Origin of the sequence: Mucilaginibacter sp. dw_454 (assembly GCF_018449775.1) — a bacterium.
GTDB lineage: Bacteria > Bacteroidota > Bacteroidia > Sphingobacteriales > Sphingobacteriaceae > Mucilaginibacter.
In genome coordinates this window covers 14,098-31,296 of sequence record NZ_JAAVVB010000008.1, presented here as the reverse complement: position 1 = coordinate 31,296, position 17,199 = coordinate 14,098, and the positions used below count along the sequence as shown (strand labels likewise).

At 38.6% G+C, this 17,199-nt stretch carries 16 protein-coding genes; 15 read left to right on the top strand and 1 reads right to left on the bottom strand.

The annotated features are described in order from the left end of the window. The first annotated feature begins 5 nt into the window (after nucleotides 1–5). From HB679_RS19280 to HB679_RS19210, 15 genes are all read left to right on the top strand, one after another. On the top strand, nucleotides 6–1,373 hold the full coding sequence (locus HB679_RS19280; protein WP_214073666.1) for a right-handed parallel beta-helix repeat-containing protein: 1,368 nt from the start codon (nucleotides 6–8) through the stop codon (nucleotides 1,371–1,373). 29 nt (nucleotides 1,374–1,402) lie between these two features. Next, the gene (locus HB679_RS19275) at nucleotides 1,403–2,443 is read left to right on the top strand and encodes a GNAT family N-acetyltransferase (RefSeq protein ID WP_214073665.1); all 1,041 of its coding nucleotides are present in this window, start codon (nucleotides 1,403–1,405) and stop codon (nucleotides 2,441–2,443) included. Nucleotides 2,444–2,484: 41 nt separating this feature from the next. Next, nucleotides 2,485–3,492: a ketoacyl-ACP synthase III gene (locus HB679_RS19270; protein WP_214073664.1), complete on the top strand. Its 1,008-nt coding sequence runs from the start codon at nucleotides 2,485–2,487 to the stop codon at nucleotides 3,490–3,492. Nucleotides 3,493–3,495: 3 nt separating this feature from the next. Then, the gene (locus HB679_RS19265) at nucleotides 3,496–3,726 is read left to right on the top strand and encodes an acyl carrier protein (RefSeq protein WP_214073663.1); all 231 of its coding nucleotides are present in this window, start codon (nucleotides 3,496–3,498) and stop codon (nucleotides 3,724–3,726) included. Nucleotides 3,727–3,750: 24 nt separating this feature from the next. Next, nucleotides 3,751–4,494, top strand: coding sequence for an SDR family oxidoreductase (locus HB679_RS19260; RefSeq protein WP_214073662.1), 744 nt, complete (start codon nucleotides 3,751–3,753; stop codon nucleotides 4,492–4,494). A 92-nt stretch (nucleotides 4,495–4,586) separates the two neighbouring features. Further along, on the top strand, nucleotides 4,587–5,681 hold the full coding sequence (locus tag HB679_RS19255) for a glycosyltransferase family 4 protein (protein ID WP_255547671.1): 1,095 nt from the start codon (nucleotides 4,587–4,589) through the stop codon (nucleotides 5,679–5,681). Continuing rightward, entirely contained in the window at nucleotides 5,668–6,273 is a 606-nt protein-coding gene (locus HB679_RS19250) for a sugar transferase (protein ID WP_214073660.1), read from the top strand. Before HB679_RS19255 ends, HB679_RS19250 begins: the two co-directional genes overlap by 14 nt. Before the next feature lie 12 nt (nucleotides 6,274–6,285). Next, nucleotides 6,286–6,930 carry a hypothetical protein gene (locus HB679_RS19245; protein WP_214073659.1) on the top strand — a complete coding sequence of 215 codons (645 nt, stop codon included), beginning with the start codon at nucleotides 6,286–6,288 and terminating at the stop codon, nucleotides 6,928–6,930. A gap of 9 nt (nucleotides 6,931–6,939) precedes the next feature. Further along, on the top strand, nucleotides 6,940–7,170 hold the full coding sequence (locus HB679_RS19240; RefSeq protein WP_214073658.1) for a hypothetical protein: 231 nt from the start codon (nucleotides 6,940–6,942) through the stop codon (nucleotides 7,168–7,170). A gap of 12 nt (nucleotides 7,171–7,182) precedes the next feature. Next, a complete protein-coding gene (locus tag HB679_RS19235) occupies nucleotides 7,183–7,920 on the top strand; it encodes an SDR family oxidoreductase (RefSeq protein WP_214073657.1) in 738 nt (245 codons plus the stop codon). A gap of 13 nt (nucleotides 7,921–7,933) precedes the next feature. Further along, complete coding sequence (locus tag HB679_RS19230) at nucleotides 7,934–8,917, top strand: ketoacyl-ACP synthase III (protein WP_214073656.1); 984 nt, start codon at nucleotides 7,934–7,936, stop codon at nucleotides 8,915–8,917. 1 nt (nucleotide 8,918) lies between these two features. Further along, nucleotides 8,919–10,052 carry a DegT/DnrJ/EryC1/StrS family aminotransferase gene (locus HB679_RS19225; protein ID WP_214073655.1) on the top strand — a complete coding sequence of 378 codons (1,134 nt, stop codon included), beginning with the start codon at nucleotides 8,919–8,921 and terminating at the stop codon, nucleotides 10,050–10,052. A gap of 156 nt (nucleotides 10,053–10,208) precedes the next feature. Beyond that, nucleotides 10,209–12,143, top strand: a complete 1,935-nt coding sequence (locus tag HB679_RS19220; RefSeq protein WP_214073654.1) for a nucleoside-diphosphate sugar epimerase/dehydratase — start codon at nucleotides 10,209–10,211, stop codon at nucleotides 12,141–12,143. Between the two features lie 264 nt (nucleotides 12,144–12,407). Next, nucleotides 12,408–13,820: a glycoside hydrolase family 125 protein gene (locus HB679_RS19215; RefSeq protein WP_214073653.1), complete on the top strand. Its 1,413-nt coding sequence runs from the start codon at nucleotides 12,408–12,410 to the stop codon at nucleotides 13,818–13,820. Between the two features lie 64 nt (nucleotides 13,821–13,884). Next, nucleotides 13,885–14,391, top strand: coding sequence for a hypothetical protein (locus tag HB679_RS19210; RefSeq protein WP_214073652.1), 507 nt, complete (start codon nucleotides 13,885–13,887; stop codon nucleotides 14,389–14,391). A gap of 55 nt (nucleotides 14,392–14,446) precedes the next feature. Here HB679_RS19210 and HB679_RS19205 read toward each other — a convergent pair whose 3' ends face one another. After that, nucleotides 14,447–17,194, bottom strand: a complete 2,748-nt coding sequence (locus HB679_RS19205; protein WP_214073651.1) for a carboxypeptidase regulatory-like domain-containing protein — start codon at nucleotides 17,192–17,194, stop codon at nucleotides 14,447–14,449. Between the last annotated feature and the right edge of the window lie 5 nt (nucleotides 17,195–17,199).

Sequence of the window (17,199 nt, the reverse complement as noted above, 5' to 3'; positions counted from 1 at the left end):
CAGTTATGATAAATTTAAGATTAAAGATTTTTATAATATGCTTTTGCTTTGCCCCTTTTCTAAGCACACTGGTAAAAGCTAATACACCAGGGCAGGAAGGTTCTATAAATGTAAAAAGTCTCGGAGCTAAAGGCGACGGGAAAACAGATGACTATAATGCTTTTATAGCCGTTGCAAATTATATTAATTTACATAAAGGGGGCACTGTTTTTATTCCTGCAGGCACTTATTATATAGCTGAATATCATACTGATAAAAGTAATGTAAAAGATATCCTGTTTAAAAACTGTACCAATTTGACTATTAAGGGAGATCATGCTGTAATTTCGGTTAACGGAAATTTTTTTAGGAATGCAGATCATAAAGGGAGTAAGTTTTGGTATAGCAATACAAACGCAATTATACCGTTGGCCTTTGAAAATTGTGCGCACTTAACTATTCAATCGCTGGAGATAAACGGGAATGTGAACCAAACAACACGAAATAACGATGTTGCTGAAGGGGAAGGCCATCTGATTTCATTGCTAAACTGCCAGGATGTTAAAATCAGCGACGTTTTTGTCCATCATGCAGAGGTGGACGGAATTTATATTGGCGGCGCTTTGTCAAGCAATTTCAACTTTAATAATATCAAGTCGTATAATAATGCAAGGCAAGGTATGTCTATTACCTGGTTAAGAAATGGCCTTTTTAAAAACTGCAGATTTGCTAACACGGGTAAAAGTGAAGGTACTTATGGATTTCATGCTCCGGCCGCAGGGGTAGATATTGAATGCAGAAAGGCTACGCCTGCTCAAAGGACCAGTAACTTAGTTTTTGAACAATGTTTTTTTACAGATAATTTTGGCGATCAGTTTGCATGCTCAGCACCTCAGGATTGTTCTGGGGTTATTTTAAAAGATTGTAAAATATCTGCGCAAGGCAGCACTTCGGCTCGTACAATGTTACTTGCTGCGGATAGTGTTAACTTGATAAACTGTGAGATTGATTGTGGTGTAGGTAGCGTTTATGCCGGCTTTAATGGCGTGGCCGGGGCAAACGTAACAATACAGCATTGTATCATTAAAAGCAGCTCCAGCGGCGTTGTTTCTACTCCGGATGCAAAGGGTGTAGACATCGTAAAAATTACTGATAATACTTTTTATTATACTGGTAGCGCAAGAATTAAATCGTACTTTATTTTTATTAAAAATCCTAACGCCGTATTTCTTAATAACAACGTTCATATACCTTCTGGCACACTTAAAATGGTCGGGCCTTCGGCGATGGTTGGTAACGCATTAAAAGCACAAGGAAACTCTTTCATTACAGACGGTGGAAAAAAGGTTAGCGTCTCTTATGAAGGAACTAAAGATATACAGGATAAAAACTAACCCAGCTCACCATTTAAAAACCTTAGCACTTGAAAGACTTGTTAATTAGCCAGCTAGAAGAAACAACTGTAAAAGATCTTAAAAAGTGCTTTGACGATAATGGCAGCTCAAAAAACGAAGAAAATATAAGATGGCAGTTTCTCAATAATACCGAAAAGAAGTCGGCTGCTTTAATTGCTAAGAATAAGATTTCCAGTAAAGTTGCAGGCATCTATGCGATGGCTTTTGTTAAGTTCAAAATGGGCGACGCTATCGTTTTGGGATCGCAGTCAATGGACACGATGATTGATCATGACTATAGGGGTAGCGGGTTGTTTTTTGAGCTTGCTAATGAAGCCTATAACAGGGCGAAAGGTGAGGTAGACTTAGTATACGGCTTCCCCAATAAACATTCATTTAAAGGCTTTAAAAAACTGTTAAAATGGCATGTATTAGACCCTTTGCCATTTCTGATAAAACCCCTCAGGACAAAATACTTTACAAGCAGAATTAAATATTTGAAATTTTTACCGGATATCAGTTTATCACCTTTTTCTTACAGGAAAGACAAGCGATATCGAATTGAAGAATCAGCGGTATTTCCAAATGATGTCAATTTAGTGTGGGCCAAATTTTCAGAGAGCTTTAGTGTAAGTGTTAACCGTGACAAAGAGTATTTGGATTGGAGGTTCAACCAAAAACCGAATGAAAACTACAAGATTGCCCATTGCTATTTAGATGAAACATATCAGGGTTTTATTATTTACACAGTAAAAGGTAAGCATGGCGGTAAAATAGGTTATATCATGGATCTGATTTATGATCCGCAAGAAGAACAAGCAGCAAGTACATTACTTAATTACGCCATTAATCAAATTAAAAAAGAGAAGGCTGATTGCATACTAAACTGGTGCTTAGAACATTCGCCAAATTATAAAGTCTATAAAAAAATGAGATTTTTTGATCTTCCGGAAAAATTCAGACCTATTGAATTGCACTTTGGTGCCCGCCCGTTCAATCTCGAATATGAGCATTTAATAAAAAACAGAAGTAATTGGTATTTGAGCTATGCAGACTCTGATACAGTATAACAATACCTATATTTGCACACCAAATAGCTAATAATCACAATATGGGGGCAAAAATTGAGGCAATTGAATTTATTTTTCCGTCAAAATGCGTTACTAATCAAGATTTAGGCGAAAGCCATCCTGACTATGACTTTTTAAGATTTGAAAAGAAAATAGGCGTAAAACAAAGATACGTAGTAGAAAACGAGACAGCCCTTGACCTGGCAGAATGGGCATGTAATAAATTATTTGACCGGGTTGATAAAAGCGAGATCGATTACCTGCTGTATTGCACGCAAAGTCCGGAATATCTTTTGCCCACTACAGCCTGCATTTTGCAAAACAGGTTAGGTTTACGCACAGACATAGGTGCCCTTGATTTTAATTTAGGTTGTTCGGGATTTACGTATGGTGTAAGCCTGGCTAAAGCACTAATACAGTCAAATCAGGCCAAAAAGGTGTTATTGGTTACCGCAGAAACTTATTCAAAACATTTAAATTACGAAGACCGGTCAAATAAAGCAATATTTGGAGATGCAGCGGCAGGAACAATGATTTCTTATGCAGAGAATGATCAAATAGGTAATTTTTTATCTGGAACAGATGGCTCTGGTTATGATAAATTGATCATAAAAAACGGAGGAGCTAAAAATGCGGTTAATGTTGATTCTGAACATAAACAGTATGGTTCTGGCAACTTATATACAGACAACGACATATTTATGGACGGGCCGGCGATATTTAATTTTACATCGTCTGTAATTCCGGCATTTAACAGAAAAGTGTTAGCTGCAAATAATATAGAAAAAGAGGCTGTTGACCTTTTTCTTTTTCATCAGGCTAATTCTTTTATGCTTGAATCTTTAAGGAAAATAATTGGTGTAAATCCTGAAAATTTCTATAACGATTTATCGGATGGTGGCAACACCGTATCTTGTACAATACCTATAGCTCTTAAAAGATATTCAGAATCGCTTGACTCTGATGAATTAAAAAAAGTAATTATTTTAGGGTTTGGTGTTGGGCTATCCTGGTCTGGTGGCTTAATTAATATTGATAATAAACTTTAATATATGACAAAGGAAAAATTTATTGCCGACTTACAGGAGCAACTGGAACTAGCCTCTGCTTTAACCGCAGATACTAATATCAAGGAACTCGAAGAATGGGATTCAATGGGTGCAATGGTTCTGATAGCTTATGTAAATGAAAATTTTGGAGTAGGCTTAAATGCCCAGGATATCAAAGAAATTAGTACAATAAAATCGCTTATTGAAAAGATTGGCGTGGATAAATTTGATTAGTGATTTATCAAATTGTAATAAAAAATGATAAACTCAAATAAGAATTATCTGATCACCGGCTGTTCATCTGGTATTGGGAAAGCACTTACGCTGTCTTTGCTAAATTCAGGTTCAAATGTTTTTGGGATAAGTCGCGATAATTTAAAAGTTCAGGAAATTATTGAAGAATATCCCGATAATTTTTTTTTTAAATCGGTTGACCTTGGCGCCCCACTGGATCTTGGAAATGCTGTAGAAGAATTTGTTGCCAAATACGGTAAATTTAATGGGATGGTTTATTGTGCCGGGAAAGAAGAAACTTTACCACTTAGCATGTACACTCCGGCCAAACTTGCCGAGTTATTTAATATCAACTTTAACTCATTATTTGAAATATTCCGGTTAGTTTCAAGAAAAAAATCATGCGAAGATATGTCTTCGTTTGTTTTCTTGTCGTCGGTAATGGGCGAACTTGGCCAGGCAGGAAAAACCGGTTATTGTGCTACTAAAGCAGCTATACTTGGTTTAGTAAAAGCGGCGGCTTTAGAGTTTTCGTCAAGAAAAATAAGAGTAAATGCTATCTCTCCAGGAATAGTAGATACACCCATGGCTCAACAATTATTCACTTTAATAGACGATAGCAATAAACAGGCTATCATCGACATGCATCCATTGGGGATAGGAAAAACAGAGGATATTGTTCCGTTAATTACCTTTCTTTTATCAGATGACAGCAGATGGATTACCGGGCAAAATATAAAAATTGATGGAGGTTATTCAGTAAAGTGATTACGCGTCAACAAAAAGAAAATCGTAGACTTATACGTATTACCACTATTCCCTTATCGCTTGATAAGCTTTTAACCGGCCAGCTCAAATATATGCATGAGCATAATTTTGACGTGCATATGATAAGCTCTGAAGATGAGCAATTGCCTTTAATAGCACAACGGGAAGCAAGCTCTTATACGGCGATAAACATGAAGAGAACCATATCGCCGTTAAATGACGTGGTTTCGTTAATTAAGTTAATTAAAGCTTTTAAAAGATTAAGGCCCGGTATTGTTCATACGCATACACCTAAAGCGGGCCTTTTAGGAATGTTAGCCGCTCGAATTACCAACGTACCGGTACGACTGCATACTGTAGCTGGGTTACCACTAATGGAGACAAGTGGACTTAAGCGTAAAATTTTAGAATTAACCGAGAAATTGACGTATTACTGCGCAAGTCAGGTTTACCCCAATTCACAAAATCTGGAGAAATTTATTCTGAAAAACAACTTTTGCAAGCCCGATAAACTTAAAGTAATTGGCAAGGGAAGTAGCAATGGCATAAACACCAATTATTTTAAAGCTACTGCTGATATTATTGAACAAGCTAACCGGCTTAAAGAAGAATTTTTGATTGCAGAAGATAATTTTACATTTATTTTTATCGGCAGATTGGTAAAAGATAAGGGGATCGAAGAACTTATACGCGCATTTTCTAATTTAAATCAAAAGTATCCGCATATTCGGTTATTGCTTGTTGGCCCATTTGAGCCAGAACGAGATCCGTTGTCAAAAGAATGCCTAGAGGAAATTGAGAACAATCCGGCTATTATAAACGCCGGTTTTAAAAATGATGTGCGGCCATATTTGCAGCTAAGTTCGGCGTTGGTGTTTCCAAGTTATCGGGAAGGCTTTCCAAATGTCCCAATGCAGGCTGGTTGTTTTGATTTACCTTCAATTGTAACCAATATTAATGGCTGTAATGAGATAATTGAAAATGAAATAAACGGTCTGATCATCCCAACTAAAAGCGTTAAAGTATTGCTAAATGCTATGGAACGTTTTATAAACGATAAGCCACTTTATGAAATGCTTAAAGGCAACGCCCGGAAAATAATAGTCGAGCGCTACGAACAGACTCATTTTTGGTCACTATTATTGCAAGAATATCAACATCAATCAAAACAGCATGGTATATCGTGATTTTTTTAAACCTGTAATTGATTTGTTTATTTCTGTAATTGCATTTGTTATTCTTTTGCCAATATTTGTGTTGGTGCTTTTATTGCTTTGTATAGCTAACCAGGGCTCGCCGTTTTTCTTTCAACCCCGCCCGGGCGAAAATGCGAGAATTTTCAAAGTTATAAAATTCAAAACTATGAATGACAGGTGCGATGCTTCCGGGAATTTGTTGCCTGATGAAATACGCCTCACCAAAATAGGTAAATTTGCTCGTAAAACGTCGTTAGACGAGTTGCCGCAGCTGTTAAATGTCATAAAAGGAGATATGAGTTTGATTGGCCCCCGTCCTTTGTTGGTAGAATACTTATCTTTGTATAATCAAACAGAAAAACGTAGGCATGAGGTAAAACCAGGTATTACTGGTTGGGCGCAAGTAAATGGCCGTAATGCAATAAGCTGGGAACAGAAATTTAAATTTGATGTGTGGTATGTCGATCATATAAGTTTTTCGTTGGATATAAAGATCTTGTGGCTAACCTTAATAAAAGTATTTAAATCAGAAGGTGTCAATCAGGAAGGTTTCGCAACGGCGAAGAAATTTGTCAAGCATTAATATAATTCAGCTATGAAAGATATCGCAATTTTTGGAGCAGGTGGATTTGGTCGAGAAGTATATCGACTCATTGAAAAAGTTAACCTAGAAAAAAAACAGTGGCATGTTATTGGTTTTTTTGATGATAATCCATACGTCGATTTTCGGGAAAGCACTGTTCCTTTAAACTATTTGGGAAACATTGATGATTTAAATAAATATGCTTCCGAACTTGCAATAATAGTGGCCGTGGGTGCCCCCGAACATTTACAAAAAATATCGAACAAAATCGTAAATATAAACATAACATTCCCCAATATAGTTGCATCAGATGTTTGGTTTAATAATGAAAACTTGATGCTTGGGAAAGGCAATATTATAGCGTCAGGTTGCATTTTTACCGATAATGTTTCTGTAGGAAATTTTAATGTCTTTAATTTAAATGTGTCCGTTGGGCACGATGCCAAAATTGGGAACTATAATGTATTTAACCCCAATACAGCAATATCAGGAAACGTACAAATCGAAGATGAAAATTTTTTCGGACTCGGTTCATCGGTCATCCAAAACAAGAAAATAGGTGTTGGAAATAAGATAGGTGCCTCCACACTGATAATAAGAAATATAAAAAATAATGAGTTCTATTTTGGTGTGCCAGGGTATAAATCTTCACTATAAAAATTGATTATGGAATTAAATGCTTTTATTAAAAATTTCGAGAAACAATTCGACGATGAACTGGCAGAACCCATTCATGCTTATACTGTTTTTAAGGAAATTGAAGAATGGGATTCGATGATCGCATTGTCAATGATTGCTATGGTTGATGAAGAATATACCGTAAAACTTACCGGCAACGAGATTAAACAGGCTCAAACGATTGAGGATTTGTTTAACATAGTAAAAGAAAAGAGATAAACTTTCAATTTCATGATTAGTTTAAAAAACAAAAAAGTATTAGTGACGGGCGCTTCATCAGGTATTGGCAAATCAATCGCCATACAACTCTCACAACTTGGAGCTAAGCTAATTATCACTGGCCGTAATGAACTACGGTTAAGCGAAACACTAATACTTTGTGAAGAAGGAGGGCATACTGCGCTGATAGCTGACATGACGGTAGAAAGTGATATTAATCAATTGGTGAAAAATATTGAAGAGATTGATGGAGCTGTGTTTTGTGCCGGCATAATCAGTTATATTCCCATTAAATTTTTATCGAACGATAAAATTAATGACATATTTGATGTGAACTTTAAATGTCAGGTAATACTAACTCAGAAATTGTTGAAACAAAAAAAAATCAATAAGCAAGGCTCATTAGTTTACATCTCTTCACTTTCATCAAAACTTGGGGTGGCCGGCACATCAGTATACGCTGCTTCAAAGTCGGCACTATCTGCATTTGTTAGAGTGTTGGCGACCGAGGTGGCGGGACAAAAAATACGCGCGAACACGGTCAGCCCAGGAATAATAAGGACACCGCTTTTTACTAATTCTGAAACTTCTATAGCAGACGAAGACTTTGACAATAAAGAAAATGCTTATCCATTGGGGTATGGAAACGCCGAAGATGTAGCTGCTTATGTTGCATTTTTATTATCCGATAATTCGACTTGGATTACAGGATCAGATTTAGTTATGGATGGCGGATTTACATTAAGTTAAAAATTCTATAATAATGAAAAGTGCTAAAATTAACTGTATTGCTTATTATCTTCCCGAAAGTATTTTAAGTAACGAGGCACTTTCGCAGGAATTTCCCGATTGGCCAATAAATAAGATAACCGACAAGATTGGTATTAATCAAAGACATATTGCCGCAGATGATGAGTTTGTTTCGGATATGGCTGTCAAAGCCTGTGAGAAGTTATTCAATGAATACAATATTTCACCAGCAATCATCGACTATATTTTATTGTGTACGCAAAGCCCTGATTATCATATACCGACCACAGCTTGTTTGGTTCAAGATAAATTGGGTATTCCTACCTCTGCAGGCGCGCTGGATTTTAATCAGGGGTGTTCGGGGTATATTTATGGGTTAAGTTTGGCAAAAGGGTTAATAACTGCCGGCATAGCTAAGAATGTGTTGCTTGTTACTTCTGAAACATATAGCAAATACATTCACAAAGAAGATCGCGGTAACAGATCTATATTTGGAGATGCCGCTAGCGCCACGTTAATATCTGACACAAACGGGTGGGAGATTGGGGACTTTGTGCTAGGTACTAATGGACGGGGAGCTCAAAACTTGATTGTAAAAAATAGTGGAATGCGCTATCATATGACATCATCTACTAATATTGACAGTGGCAATTACCTTTATATGGACGGCCCGGAAATTTTTAATTTTACTATTGAGGCAATTCCTGGATTAGTTAATTCGGTGATAAAAAAAAATGAATTAGCCATGAGTGATATCGACCTTTTCTTTTTTCACCAGGCTAATAAATATATGTTAAATCATTTGCGAAAAAAAATAGGTATTGACGAAGATCGATTTGTATATCATATGCAAGACTGTGGCAATACCGTTTCATCTACAATTCCTATTGTTTTAAAAGAGGCATTAACACAAGGTAAAGTAAAAAAGAAAATGAATATGTTGCTTGCTGGCTTTGGTGTGGGATATTCTTGGGGGTCTGTAATCATCAAATCATAACATGCACGCTAAAATATGGCTTTCCAGCCCGCATATGGGTGAGCAAGAATTTAACTTTGTTAAAGAGGCGTTTGATACCAATTGGATTGCTCCTTTAGGGCCACATGTAAATAACTTTGAACATGATCTGGAGCAATTTACCGGCGCCAAATATGCGGCGGCATTAAGTTCTGGTACGGCAGCTCTCCATTTGGCGTTGATTATGCTGGGTGTTAAAGCAGGCGACGAAGTCATTTGTCAGAGTTTTACTTTTTCCGCATCGGCCAATCCGATTGTTTATCAGGGCGCAATTCCAATTTTTGTTGACAGTGAAGAGGATACCTGGAACATGAGCCCCGATTTGCTTGAGGTTGCTATAAAAGACCGCCTGGCAAAAGGCAAAAAACCTAAAGCAATTATTCCGGTGCATCTTTACGGCATGCCTTCAAAGATGGATGCTATTTTAGCAATAGCACATCAATATGATATTCCGGTTATTGAAGATGCGGCAGAATCGCTGGGTTCAACAATTAACGGTAAAGCAACGGGCACTTTCGGTGCAATGGGTGTGTTATCGTTTAATGGCAACAAGATCATCACAACCAGCGGGGGCGGAGCTTTAGTTTCTGATAATAAAGAATACATCGATCAGGCACGTTTTCTGGCTACACAGGCAAGAGACGCAGCGCCGCATTATCAACATTCGCATATAGGTTATAATTACCGAATGAGTAACATTTGTGCTGGCATTGGCCGCGGGCAGATGCAGGTATTAAAAGACCGGGTTACACAAAGACGTGCTGTTTACGATAATTATCTTGAAAAATTGCAAGGCTGTCAAGGCGTTTCGTTTCTATCCGAACCTTTGGGCTACAAGAGCAATCGGTGGCTTACTACTATTTTAATAGACCCGGTAAAAAGTGGCGGCATAACACGCGAGACTATCCGGCTAGCTCTTGAAGCAGAAAATATTGAATCGAGGCCATTATGGAAACCGATGCACTTACAGCCTATATTTCAATCATCTCCATCATACAAAAACGGCGTAAGCGAAGATTTATTTAATAGAGGTATTTGTTTACCTTCCGGGTCAAATTTAATGGAGAGTGAGCAAGATCGTGTTATATCTATAATTAAAGGAGTTTTTCAACCGTAATAAATTTTAAATTAAATAAAACCTAAAGTTGTAATTGGTGTTGTTAGCTTGATAATGAAGCAGGTATAATTAATGCCAAACTATATTTATTTGCTAAATTAAAATAATACCTATATTTAACCTGAATTATTGTGACCAAGTTTTCATAAATTTTCTATGCGGAAATATCTATTATTTGATAAAGTGGTACCCAGGTGGATGATTATGTTGCTAGACGTTTTCATTATCACTTGGTCATTCACAACGGCATATTTTATCGTTCATAGATTTGAATTTGTTGGCATATTAAGAGGCTTTTTCTTTATCTATACAGGCTTATACGTAATTGTTGCAGCAATAGTTATGTTTAGTATGCGGATACATTCAGGGCTGATACGCTACTCGAATACCCGTGATATGCTGCGCATATTTGCAGCTACATTTATAACCACAATTATATATGGTATCGTTGCTTACTTTTGGGTTATACCGGTATTAAAAACAGACGTGTTTTCGCTAAACTTAATATTACTTGTTAACTTTTCAGTTTCGAGTACATTGTTGATTTTGCTTAGGGCTGCAGCGAAGACAATATATCACTATATGGTAAATTACTCTGGAGACAAAAAGATAGCAATTGTTATCTATGGCTCAGATAATAATGCCATACTGCTCAAGCAAGCGTTGGTTAACAGTGCGCAGTCTAGTTTTTCTGTAATTGGTTTTGTTGATGACAATACAAAAAAAATCAACAAGGAGATTAGCGGGACGATGATCTATCACATCGCTAAGCTAGGTCAACTGAAGAAAAAACATAAGGTCGAAAAGCTGATCGTGGTTAACAATCAATTGGATGAAAAGGAGAAAAAGGCCGCTTTAGAAACCTGTCTTGCCCTGGGTATCCAGGTATTAACTGTTCCGCCGTCAGATCAATGGATTTACGGAAAGCTCAATCTTAATCAGTTAAAAGATCTTAAAATTGAAGACCTGTTACAACGTAAGCCTATTAAAATTGATACCAGCAGCATATCTAAAGATATAGCAGGCAAACGCGTTTTGGTTACCGGCGCAGCTGGATCAATAGGGTCTGAAATTGTAAAACAGGTATTGCAATACAAACCCGAGCTTGTAATTTTATGCGATCAGGCCGAGTCGCCACTGCATGATATGCAGCTGGAAGTTGAAGAAAAATTCCCACATATTGCTGCCAAAATATTTATTGGCGATGTCAGAAGTTACCGCAGAATGTACCGGTTATTTAATGATTATTACCCTGAGGTAGTTTACCATGCGGCGGCGTATAAACACGTGCCAATGATGGAAGAAAACCCGTCAGTAGCAGTAAGAGCCAACGTGTTAGGTACAAAAAACATTGCCGACCTATCAATGGAGTTTGGCAGCAAAAAATTTGTGATGGTATCTACCGATAAAGCAGTGAATCCATCAAATGTTATGGGGGCCTCTAAACGTATTGCCGAAATCTATATTCAATCGTTAAAAGACAGTAGCCGTAATATTTCTGGTACGGCCTTTATTACTACCCGGTTTGGTAATGTGTTGGGTTCAAACGGGTCTGTTATACCGCGTTTCCAGGCACAGATACAAAGAGGGGGTCCAATTACCGTAACCCATCCAGAAATTATACGTTATTTTATGACCATTCCTGAAGCTGTCCAGTTAGTGCTGGAAGCTGGTACCATGGGTGTTGGTGGCGAAATATTTACATTTGATATGGGCGAACCGGTTAAGATTACTGATTTAGCTACCAAGATGATCAAGCTGGCAGGCCTACAACCTGAGAGAGATATTAAAATAGTATTTACGGGTTTGCGCCCAGGCGAAAAACTCTATGAAGAGCTTTTAAATGATGGAGAGTACTCTCTGCCAACCCATCACGAAAAAATTAATATCGCAAAGGTAATCACCTATCCATACCAGGAAGTGGTTAATAATATTAAAGAACTATTGTTATTGAATGATCAGGATAGTGAACTTGCTGTTGTTAATAAAATGAAATTGATAGTTCCTGAATTTATAAGTAAGAATTCAAAATACGAAACGTTGGATACACAGCTGAAAATAAAGGACGCGAAAGACACTATTCTGCAATAATCCACCCCTGTTTTTTTTAATAACAGCTCCCGCAATATCAATAGGCACAAATTCTGTCCCACCTTTAATTGCTTTATTAGCTAAATATAATTTGTTTAAGTGCTTTAAAGTTTTTAGTATTGAATGGATTTTAGATTGCTTGACCAGGCAATTATCCGGCAGATTATTAAACCATAACATATAAATATAAGGCTGATAGCCGGCTCATTAAATTTAGCCGATTTAGATCCGTTTCGGGGCAGCCGGTTATTTAACCCAAACAATATGCAAAGAAGAACTTTCATTAGAAATGGCGGCTTATTGGGCGCTACCTTAATGCTTACCAAGATGCCGTCTTTTGGCGCTGATGCCGCTTTTCCGACAGTTAGAGTTGCCAAGAGAAATTTTAACAGTACAGCTGTTGAAAATGCCATAGCGGAGTTTGGCAAGAACGTAAAAGACCAGGAGCTAACCTGGCTATTTAACAATTGTTTTCCTAACACGCTAGATACCACCGTAACTTTTACCGAAAAAGATGGCAGGCCAGATACATATGTAATAACAGGCGACATTGATGCCATGTGGCTGCGCGATAGCAGCGCACAGGTTTATCCTTATTTGCACTTTATCAAAGAAGATAAAAAATTGCAGCAACTGGTAGCCGGCGTAATTAATCATCAGGTTACCTGTGTATTAAAAGACCCTTATGCTAACGCGTTTTATAATGATCCAAATAAAGTAGGAGAGTGGGCTCACGACGAAACTAAAATGCAGCCCGGCCTGCATGAACGTAAATGGGAGATAGACTCGTTATGTTATCCTATACGGTTGGCCTATAAATATTGGAAAACAACCGGCGATACTAGTCCGTTTGATGCCAATTGGAAATCGGCTATTGAACTTACTTTGAAAACCTTTATACAGCAGCAACGTAAAACCAATCAGGGTCCTTATAGTTTTCAGCGTAAAACCGCCTGGGCTACCGATGGTGTGCCGATGAATGGTTACGGCTATCCGGTAAAACCCAATGGCTTGATTTGCTCTGCTTTCCGCCCTAGCGATGATGCTACCATTTATATGTACCTGGTGCCGTCAAACTTCTTTGCGGTAGTTAGTTTAAGGCACGCTGCCGAAATGATCACAGCCATCACTAAAGATGCAACCCTGGCCGCTGAATTGAGAGGGCTGGCGTTAGAAGTTGAAGCTGCTTTAAAACAACATGCTATTATTACCCACCCCGTATATGGTAAAATATACGCTTACGAAGTAAATGGTTACGGTAGCTACAACATAATGGATGATGCTAACGTGCCAAGCTTGTTAGGTTTACCTTATTTAGATGCTGTACCTGTAACTGATCCAATTTACCAGAACACGCGCAAGCTATTATTGTCTTCAGAGAATCCATTCTTCTTTAAAGGTAAAGCAGGCGAGGGTATAGGTGGCCCACATGCCGGTAAAGACATGATTTGGCCCCTTGGTATCATTATGCGCGGGCTGACCAGTAATAATGATGAAGAAATTAAAAAGTGCATAGCGATCCTTAAAAGCAGCAATGCGGGCACGGGCTTTATGCACGAGTCGTTCCATAAAGACGATGCTAAGCACTTTAGCCGCCCGTGGTTTGCCTGGGCCAATACACTGTTTGGCGAGTTTCTTTGGGAAACTTATAAAAATAAGCCGCAATTATTGGCGTAATCTAAATACAACTACAAATGGCTACCAGCAACCGGTAGCCATTGTTGGTTAAAGCTTATTGATGATGAAAGTTTTGATTTTTGGTCCGTCGGGGTCTGGTAAAACTTATATTACGAAGGTCTTACAGCATGCAGGCATTAATGCTTATGATGATGCTGATATAGAAGGGCTATCAAACTGGTATGATCAAAACGGGCGCAAGGTAACCGCGCCTGCCACTGCTGATGAAGCCACAGCGAAACACTACTCTTTCTTGTGGAGTAAAAAGGCTATGGCCGGATTTATTGATCAGTTTGATGATGTGTATGTTTTCGGCGGATCTGGCAATGTTTGGAGCGTGTTTGATCTGTTCGATAAAGTTTACTTTCTGAAGATTGAGCCCCAATTACAGAGGCAGCGGCTAATGAGTCCGCATCGCCCGACACCTTTAATGGATATGAATGACGAAGGCTTTGTGATCTGGGGAGACTGGTTTGAACAAATGGCTAAAGAAAAAGACATTCCGTTTGTAGATGCCGATCAAACTCCAGAGCAGATCTTTGAGATCATCAGCCAAAACCGCACGCACTAATAAAAGCAAGGCCTGCAGCTATAAACTGCAGGCCTTGCTTTTATATTAACTTAGATTATTCCACTGTATAGTGATAAACCTGGCGGCCCAGTTCGCCCGCAGCGTTTATACCTTCGACAACCACTTTATAGGTTCCGGGGCCGTCAGCGTTATAAAAACTGAAAGAAGTTTGGCCCTGCTCGTTTGTTTTTACAAACGGGTTCCAATAAACAGTGGTACGTAAATCAGGCAGCTTATAACTGGCAGCGTTCGGGTTATCATATTTAGGCGAATAGAAGTTCCGCACTTTATTATATCCCTTTGGCGTGGTGTTTATTATACTTGGATTGTATTCTCTGCGTGACGAACCTAATTTAAGCAGAATAAGTAAATAGCCTGCCGGGTTGTTTCCCAGCATATTTTTTGCAGCCATGTTGGTTCTTACCACTTCTATCTTAGCTACGTCTGATGGTTGTACGCTACCATCCAATATGTCACTGGCTTCTGCACCATCAACCTGTCTGCCGTCCACAATCATAGTCAGCGTTGCTTTTTCTTTCATGTCATATAATTCAGACTGGCCGTGTGCATCAGGCTGTATCATTACACCTTGTATCCGGGCCTGTAAAGCCATGCCAAGGGTTACTGCGTTTTGGGCATCATCCTCAGAGAATTTGATAATCTGGTCGGCGGATTGTTCGTCGCCAAGTTTAAACATTCCCTGTGGGTTTATATTTGCATCCTCCTTAACGCGTCTGGCTTTGATGCGTACTTCCCGTAGTCTTTGAACTTTATCCAGTTGGCCGCTTTTTTCATAAATCGCATCCTGCTTTTTGCCATTGTCCAGATAGGCTTTTAGTGTGGCGTTTATGTCTGTGCTTACATCAGCCAGATTTTTGTTTTTGGTAACCCACTGATGCGGTATAGAGTCAAGTTTTAAAAGTGTTTTATCGCTATTGTTAGCCTGGCGCGCTTGAATAGCAAATTTTATACTATCAGAAACTACCAGGTTCTCAAATTTAAATCTGCCGTCAGCATCAGTGGTGGTTGTCTGAGCGATATTAGCTCGCACTGATAGTAAGGTCACTTTGGCTGCTGCCAATGGTTTGTTACCCAGGTTATAAACCGTACCTGAGATAGTAGCACCCAGCTTTTCAGCCTCGTATTTTGGTTTGGTAATATTACCACCCAAAATTTCTTTCCATTGGAAACGGCGATAGCCCTGTGTAAGCATCAGGTTGTCTAGTGCCTTGTCTGCATCATCACCTTCAGTAGCAAAATAGTAATTAGGTTTTTCTATATACCCTTTGATATCTGACGATAAAAGAAGATTTGAGAATATCGTACTCTCCTGGCTCTCGTCTATAGGTGCTTTGCTTTCATCAATTACCGAAACGGAAAAATTGCCGCCTAATGTTGGCGCGCCTTTACTGTCTTTAGCATTTAGGTCAATTTTTATAGGCTCTTTAAGCTTGTAGCTTTTTTTGTCGCTTTGCAGGTTTAACTGCATCATGTCATTGCCTTTAATAAAGGCAATACGCTCGTTTAAAGGCTCGCCGGCAGCAGTAAATATGGTGAATTGTGTTATACCGCTTGGGAATAGTTTTTTCTCAAGCCATATAGAATTACTTGCACGGGCTATTTTAACCGGCGATGCAACAATTACTTCGCCGTTTGTCTGTGCAATAAAATTTAGCGTAGGAGTAGCTGCAACCTGGCTGGCCGAGGCATTGATCCTTACCAGGATGCTGTCTTTATTAGGTTGATATACCCCCAACACAAAACCATCGTCAACTGCCTTGGGTAAGGCTATATTTTTAGTGCTGCCATCAGCAAAAGTTACTTGTGCAGTATAATTTTTACCCTTTTCAGGATGCATAATAAAACTACCCATCCCTGCGTGAAAAGATTCGAAAGCACTAACCTGAGTATTTCCATCATCGACTATTTTGCCTTTTACATCAACTCCCAATCCGTCCACACCAACAGCTTTAAAAGCCACGCGGCAAGCTACACCATTAACCATGTTGCCGCTTTCCGGGAAAAACTGAACATCGCTTTGAAAAAGCATGGCTTTTATCGGGAAATCTCTTACAATAGGGTTGTTGTCTTTTGCATCTAAAATGGTGCGTATGTAAGCGCCTGACAAGTCAATTTTCTTATCGTTTTCAATGCTAATTGAAAGATTACCCAAAGCATCAGTTTGTACAACCCTGGTATCTACCACCTGTTTATTGATAACTATCTGGTATTTAACCTTCCTTTCGGCAAAGGCTTTTCCGGCATCATCAGTATAACTAAGCAGTGCCGTCAATATGGTTTTGCCTCCAATGGTTTTATATTGATAGTTTGCCTTGGTTATAATATTATCAACATCACCAACGGTAAAGGTCTTATCAAAAAAGTACTCATCTCCTGCATTGCGCATCCATTGCGTATAAGCGCGGATGCGGTAACTTCCCGGTTTCAAATCATCACCCAGGGCAAAATCGCCTATTACCATACCGGTAGTTATAGGCAATTTTAGCGTGCGTACCAATGAATCACCTTGAGTTATCAGGTCAACATACAGCGCATGGCTCAATGCAGAAAGTTGATGCCTGCTGCCTACCGTTACATACCCTTTAAACCAAATGGTATCGCCTAAGGCGTAGTAAGGTTTGTCTGTTTGTAAATAAACTTTTTCTTGTGGATTTGTGTCCGCCCATTTTTGTAATGCGGCCACCAGTTTATCTATAGGGTCATCAGATTTTGGGATAAAGGCGAAAAGCAATACAGCTGAGCATAACAGCCCAATTTTAAGAAGGAGTTTTTTAGGTTTCATTTAGT